This window comes from Sphingomonas sp. CCH9-F2 (assembly GCF_001556735.1).
Lineage (GTDB): Bacteria > Pseudomonadota > Alphaproteobacteria > Sphingomonadales > Sphingomonadaceae > Sphingomonas > Sphingomonas ginsenosidimutans.
In genome coordinates this window covers 1-6,276 of record NZ_LSJO01000086.1, presented here as the reverse complement: position 1 = coordinate 6,276, position 6,276 = coordinate 1, and the positions used below count along the sequence as shown (strand labels likewise).

Sequence of the window (6,276 nt, the reverse complement as noted above, 5' to 3'; positions counted from 1 at the left end):
CGCCACCGCCAGCGGCAGGAGGAACTTCGACATGCGGTCTCCGACTATTACCGGCCCGCATGATACGGGCACCGCGTTGAACGCGCACTGAACCCGCGAATGTCCGCCCGTTCAGCTGAACAGCGTGACCAGCCCCGGCGTCGTCTCGGCACCCACCCAGCCTTCGTAGATCATGCGGAACGCGACGAAGACGATCACGGCAAGGCCGACATAGGCGATCCAGCGATAGCGATCGATGATCCGCGCGATGAAATTGGCTGCCAGGCCCATCAGCGCCACCGACAGCAGCAGGCCGATCACCAGAATGCCGGGATGTTCGCGCGCCGCGCCGGCCACCGCCAGCACGTTGTCGAGGCTCATCGACACGTCGGCGACCGCCACCGCCCAGGCGGCGGCGGCGAAGCTCTTCGCCGGCTTCAGCCCCGAGGATTCGTCGCCGGCGATCTCCGCCGAGCCCTCGTTATGTGCGCCCGCGCGAATCTCGCGCCAGAATTTCCAGCTGACCCATAGCAGCAGCAGCCCCCCGGCGAAGATCAGCCCGACGATCCCCATAAGCCAAGTGACGATCAGCGCGAACAGGATGCGCAGCACCAGCGCCGCGCCGATGCCGATCAGGATCACCTTGCGCCGCTGGTCGGACGGCAGACCCGCCGCCAGCGCACCGACGACGATCGCATTGTCGCCCGCCAGCACCAGATCGATCATCAGCACCGACCCAAACGCCGCCAGCGCGGCGGGATCGGACAGGTTCGAGAAATCGGCGACGATATGCTGCCAGATGTCGCCCAGCGATCCCGGCCCCTGAATGGGCGCGGCAGCAGCGGCAGCGGCAAGCGTGGCGATGAGGCTCAAGAACGTGACTCCCGACGTCGAACGGCTTCAATGATGCGGGCCGGCATAACGTTCCGGACGTGGAATGCTACCTATGGAGCAGCGCGAACGCACCGCCCCACGGTGCCGCGGGCGAAGCCCGCGTTGTCGATCGGGTGCGCCGTGCGGCGCACCCGCCGGCCGGATCCATGCGAGTCCTGCGCCAGCATGGCGCAGGCCGCATCCGATCACTGGTTCATCGAATCGAAGAAATCCTCGTTGGTCTTCGAATCCTTCATCTTGCCGAGCAGGAATTCCATCGCGTCGACGGTGCCCATCTGCATCAGGATGCGGCGCAGCACCCACATCTTGGACAGCTGCCCCTTCTCGACCAGCAATTCTTCCTTGCGGGTGCCCGACTTGCCCACGTCGATCGCCGGGAAGATGCGCTTATCCGCCACCTTGCGGTCCAGCACGATCTCGGCGTTGCCAGTGCCCTTGAACTCTTCGAAGATCACCTCGTCCATGCGGCTGCCGGTGTCGATCAGCGAGGTGGAGATGATCGTCAGCGACCCGCCTTCCTCGATGTTGCGCGCCGCGCCGAAGAATCGCTTCGGCCGCTGCAGCGCATTGGCGTCGACGCCGCCGGTCAGCACCTTGCCCGACGACGGGACGACGGTGTTGTAGGCGCGGCCCAGACGGGTGATGTTGTCGAGCAGGATCACCACGTCCTTCTTGTGCTCGACCAGCCGCTTGGCCTTCTCGATCACCATTTCGGCGACCTGGACGTGGCGCGTAGCCGGTTCGTCGAAGGTGGACGACACCACCTCGCCGTTCACCGTGCGCTGCATGTCGGTGACTTCCTCGGGCCGCTCGTCGATCAGCAGGACGATCAGGAACACCTCGGGGTGGTTCGCACTGATCGCCTTGGCGATATTCTGCATCATGATCGTCTTGCCGACGCGCGGCGGGGCGACGATCAGGCAGCGCTGGCCCTTGCCGATCGGGGCGACGACGTCGAGCACGCGGCCCGACTTGTCCTTGATCGTGGGATCCTCGATTTCCATCTTCAGCCGCTCATCGGGATAGAGCGGCGTCAGGTTGTCGAAGTTGACGCGGTGGCGAACCCGGTCGGGGTCCTCGAAATTGACGGTGGTGAGGCGGGTCAGCGCAAAATAGCGTTCGCCGTCCTTCGGCCCGCGGATCTCGCCCTCGACAGTGTCGCCGGTGCGCAGCCCGTGCTTACGCACCTGGTTGGGGCTGACATAGATATCGTCCGGCCCGGCCAGATAATTCGCCTGCGCCGACCGCAGGAAGCCGAAGCCGTCGGCCAGCACCTCGATCGTGCCCTCGCCCATGATCTGCTCGCCGTTCTCGGCCTGCACCTTCAGGATGGCGAACATCAGGTCCTGCTTGCGCAGCGTCGAGGCGCCCTCGACACCGAGTTCCTCGGCCAGCTGCACCAGCTCGGCCGGCGCCTTCTTCTTCAGGTCTTTCAGATGCATCTACGGGTGTCCGATATGATCGGGGTGTCAGGGGAAGCTCGGCCGGCGATGGAGAACGCTCGAGAAACGAAGCTGTAGAGGAGGCGACGCGCCGGGGACCCGTCTGCGCCGTGGGCGCGACGTAGGATTCGCGCCTCCCTTAGTCAAGCGCCTTGGTCGCCCCGGCCCCTCAGAACGGCTTCACGATCACCAGTACGACGATCAGCACCGCGCCGATCGCGGGCACCTCGTTCAGCATCCGCAGCGTGCGGTTGGCGGCGGTGGCCTGCCCGCGCGCCAGCTTCTTGGCATAGCCGACCGCCCAGCCGTGATACGCCGACAGCAGCAGCACCAGCGCCAGCTTGGCATGGAGCCATCCCAGCCCGGGCACGCCGTCCGCAATCCCCGCGTTGAACGCCAGCGCCAGGCCCAGCACCCACACGACGATCATCGCCGGCGTCAGGATGATGTGGCGCAGCTTGGTCTCGCGATCGATCCACCGCGCCGCCTCGGCCGGATCGCCCATCCCTTCCTGATGATAGACCAGATAGCGCGGCAGCATGAACAGCCCCGCCATCCAGAAGATCACGAAGATCACATGCGCGGCCTTCACCCAGTCATAGGTGGCGCCCAGGAAACCGGCCATCATTCCTCACCCCTTACCCGCGCCAGCAGGCGCTCGACATGCGCGATCGGGGTATGCTGCCCGATCCCGTGGCCCAGATTGAAGACGTGCGGCCGTTCCGGGAACGCCGCCAGCACGCGGTCGATCCCGCGGTCCAGCGCCTCGCCCCCGGCCAGCAGCGCCAGCGGATCGAGATTGCCCTGCACCGGCAGCCCGGCGGGCAGGACGGCATCGGCCCAGGCGGGGTCGACCGTCTCGTCCAGCCCGATCGCGTCGACCCCGGTCCCGGCGGCATAGGCGGGCAGCTTGCCCCCCGCCCCTTTCGGAAAGCCGATCACCGGTACGCCCGGGCAGCGCGCGCGCAGCCCCTCGACGATGCGGCGGTTGGGCGCGACCACCCAGCGGTCGAACTGGTCGGGCGACAGGCTGCCGGCCCAGCTGTCGAACAGCTGCACCGCCTCCACCCCCGCGGCGATCTGCGCCGCCAGATAGTCGATCGTCATCGCCACGATCGCATTGACGATCGCGTCGAACCCTGCGGGATCGCGATAGGCGAGCGTCCGCGTCACCTCCTGGTCGCGGCTGCCCTGCCCGGCGACCATATAGGTCGCGACCGTCCACGGCGATCCGGCGAACCCCAGGAAGGTGACGCCCGCGGGCAGCTGGGCCGCGACGCCGCGCACGGTGGCATAGACCGGGTCGAGCCGCTCCGGCGCTGCTGCGAGCGTCGCCAACGCATGATCGACCAGCGCAGGGACCAGCCGCGGGCCCTCACCGGCACCGAACGACAGGTCCTGGCCCAGCGCCCACGGCACCATCAGGATGTCGGAGAACAGGATCGCCCCATCGAAGCCGAAGCGGCGGATCGGCTGCATCGTCACCTCGGCCGCGGCGACCGGATCGGTGGCGAGCGCCAGGAAGCCGCCCTTCTCCGCCCGCAGTGCGCGATATTCCGGCAGATACCGTCCCGCCTGTCGCATCAGCCACATCGGGGGGCGGGCCTGGCGATGGCCCTTCAGGACGCTGAGCAGCGGCTTGTCCACGATCGGCGACCGTTCCTTCTTCCTATTAAGAGATTCTTAAAGGGATTGTTGATGATGATGGCGGGTGAGTTGCGGGGCTTATGCGTTCGCCCCGGAAATGCCAACAGCTTGACGCGGGGGTCGCCCTCGCGAAGCGGCGGATTCGGCGCCGGTTGTCCCCGTTATCCACAGGCCGTGGACGATATGCCGGGCTGGGGACGGGATTGTGGACGGAATCGCCTTCATCCACGGTCCGATCGCTCGCTTGGCCGCGCGGCGAAGTTGCGCTAGCGCCTGTCCCCATGTTGTCCACAGATCGGCCCCGCTGACCCGCTGATGGTCCGGCTTCACCTCCATCTCCTCTCGGATTCGACCGGCGAGACGCTGGAGAACATCGCCAAGGCGGCGCTGGCGCAATATGACGATGTCGAGACGGTGCGCCATTTCTGGCCGATGGTGCGCACCGAAATGCACCTCGACCGCATCCTACAGGAAATCGCGCAGAACCCCGGCCTCGTCATCTTCACGCTGGTGAACCCGGTGACGCGCGCGGCGCTGGAAAACCGCTGCCGCGCCTTGGGCCTGCCGACGGTCGCGCCGCTCGATCCCGTCAACGATGCGCTGTCGATGCTGCTGGGTCAGCAGGCGAAGGCGCGCCCGGGGCGTCAGCACGTACTGGACGCCGCCTATTTTGCGCGCGTCGATGCGATCCAGTTCACGATCGCGCACGATGACGGAATCGCGCACGAGGATTGGGAGGAAGCCGATATCGTGCTGGCGGGGGTCAGCCGCTCGTCGAAGACGCCGACCTCGATCTATCTCGCCAACCGGGGCTTCAAGACCGCGAACATCCCGATCGTCGTCGAAAGCCCGCCGCCGCGCTTCCTGTTCGAGCTCAAGAACCCGCTGGTCGTCGGGCTGACCACCAGCGCCGACCGGCTGATCCAGGTGCGGCGCAACCGCCTGCTGTCACTCAACCAGGCGGCGCAGACCGATTATGTCGATCAGGATGCGGTCACGCGCGAGATCGCATTCGCGCGGCGGATGTTCGCCGACAACGGCTGGCCGGTGATCGACGTCACGCGCCGGTCGATCGAGGAGACCGCCGCCGCGATCATCGCGCTGGTCAACGAACGCCGCGGGCAGGCGCCGCGCGCCACGGGAGAATGACGTGCTGATCCTGGCGTCCCAGAGCGCGTCGCGCACCGCGATGTTGTCCGCCGCGGGCGTGCCCTTCACCGCCGAACCCGCGCACGCCGACGAAGCGGCGCTGAAGGCGGCAATGGCCGGTGCCCATCCGCGCGAGGTGGCCGATGCGCTGGCCGAGCTGAAGGCGCTCAAGGTATCGGCGCGCCACCCCGGCCGGCTGGTGCTGGGGTCGGACAGCCTGGCCGTGCTCGCCGACGGCACGATTCTCGACAAGCCGACCAGCCGCGCGGAGGCGCGCGAGCACCTGCGCCGCATGTCCGGCGTGCGCCACGATCTCGTCAGCGCGGCGGTGGTCGCGGAGAACGGCCAGCCGGTGTGGCGCGTGGTGGATAAGGCGAAGATGTTCGTCCGCCCGCTGTCCGATGCCTTCATCGACGTCTATCTCGATGCCGAATGGCCCGCGATCGCCGGCTGCGTCGGCTGCTACCGGATCGAGGGGCCGGGTGCGCAATTGTTCGCGCGAATCGACGGCAGCCAGTTCACCGTGCTGGGGATGCCGCTGCTCCCGGTGCTCGACTATCTGCGCGTGCGAAAGGTGCTGCCGGCGTGACCCAAGCCTATGCCGAGGTGATCGGCGATCCGATCGCGCATTCCAAATCGCCGCTGATCCATGGTTTCTGGCTCGAAAAGCTCGGGATCGCCGCCGATTATCGCGCCACCCGCGTCGCGCCCGAGGATCTGTCGCGCTTCTTCGCCGATCGCGCCGCCGATCCGGCGTGGCGCGGTTGCAACGTCACGGTGCCCCATAAGGTCGCGGCGCTCGATCACGTGCCCGATCCGGGCGACCTTCGCGCGTCGATCGGTGCGATCAACACCGTGTTTCGTGACGAGAGCGGCGCGTTGGTCGGCACCAATACCGATGCGGCGGGCTTCGTCTCGCCGATCGCGGGGCTGGACCTGGCGGGTCAGCCGGTGGCGGTGGTCGGCGCTGGCGGCGCGGCGCGCGCGGTGCTGTTCGCGCTGGCGCGGCTCGGCGTCGGGCGTGTCACCTTGCTCAATCGTACCCCGCTGAAGGGCGCCGCGCTGCTCGCGCAGTTCGGTCTGAAGGGCGATGCGCTGCCGCCGACCGCGCGGCTGCCGGCGGCGACGCTGCTGGTCAACACCAGCGCGCTGGGCATGACCGGTC

At 67.5% G+C, this 6,276-nt stretch carries 7 protein-coding genes; 3 read left to right on the top strand and 4 right to left on the bottom strand.

The genetic code is table 11. The features are described from left to right. Nucleotides 1-111 precede the first annotated feature (111 nt). The 4 genes from AX685_RS02525 to hemE form a co-directional block, all read right to left on the bottom strand. Complete coding sequence (locus AX685_RS02525) at nt 112-852, bottom strand: TerC family protein (protein ID WP_066485104.1); 741 nt, start codon at nt 850-852, stop codon at nt 112-114. Between the two features lie 206 nt (nt 853-1,058). Next, nucleotides 1,059-2,315 carry a transcription termination factor Rho gene (rho, locus tag AX685_RS02520; RefSeq protein ID WP_066485094.1) on the bottom strand — a complete coding sequence of 419 codons (1,257 nt, stop codon included), beginning with the start codon at nt 2,313-2,315 and terminating at the stop codon, nt 1,059-1,061. Nucleotides 2,316-2,484: 169 nt separating this feature from the next. Next, nucleotides 2,485-2,940 (bottom strand): CopD family protein, encoded by a 456-nt coding sequence (locus tag AX685_RS02515; protein ID WP_066485108.1) that lies wholly within the window; start codon nt 2,938-2,940, stop codon nt 2,485-2,487. After that, a complete protein-coding gene (gene hemE, locus AX685_RS02510; RefSeq protein ID WP_066485093.1) occupies nt 2,940-3,962 on the bottom strand; it encodes a uroporphyrinogen decarboxylase in 1,023 nt (340 codons plus the stop codon). The genes AX685_RS02515 and hemE overlap by 1 nt, the downstream gene beginning before the upstream one ends. A gap of 315 nt (nt 3,963-4,277) precedes the next feature. Between hemE and AX685_RS02505 the strand changes: the two genes are divergently transcribed. The 3 genes from AX685_RS02505 to AX685_RS02495 all read left to right on the top strand — a co-directional run. Next, nucleotides 4,278-5,111, top strand: a complete 834-nt coding sequence (locus AX685_RS02505) for a pyruvate, water dikinase regulatory protein (protein ID WP_066485092.1) — start codon at nt 4,278-4,280, stop codon at nt 5,109-5,111. A gap of 40 nt (nt 5,112-5,151) precedes the next feature. Then, the gene (locus AX685_RS02500) at nt 5,152-5,700 is read left to right on the top strand and encodes a Maf family protein (protein ID WP_066485106.1); all 549 of its coding nucleotides are present in this window, start codon (nt 5,152-5,154) and stop codon (nt 5,698-5,700) included. Continuing rightward, on the top strand, nt 5,697-6,276 hold a 580-nt coding region (locus AX685_RS02495; protein WP_066485087.1), incomplete at its 3' end, for a shikimate dehydrogenase family protein. The genes AX685_RS02500 and AX685_RS02495, both read left to right, overlap by 4 nt.

Coding starts and splice junctions, on each gene's coding strand:
- AX685_RS02515 (WP_066485108.1), bottom strand. CDS start 2,940: ATGGCCGGTTTCCTGGGCGCCACCTATGACTGGGTGAAGGCCGCGCAT.
- AX685_RS02505 (WP_066485092.1), top strand. CDS start 4,278: ATGGTCCGGCTTCACCTCCATCTCCTCTCGGATTCGACCGGCGAGACG.
- rho (WP_066485094.1), bottom strand. CDS start 2,315: ATGCATCTGAAAGACCTGAAGAAGAAGGCGCCGGCCGAGCTGGTGCAG.
- AX685_RS02500 (WP_066485106.1), top strand. CDS start 5,152: ATGTTGTCCGCCGCGGGCGTGCCCTTCACCGCCGAACCCGCGCACGCC.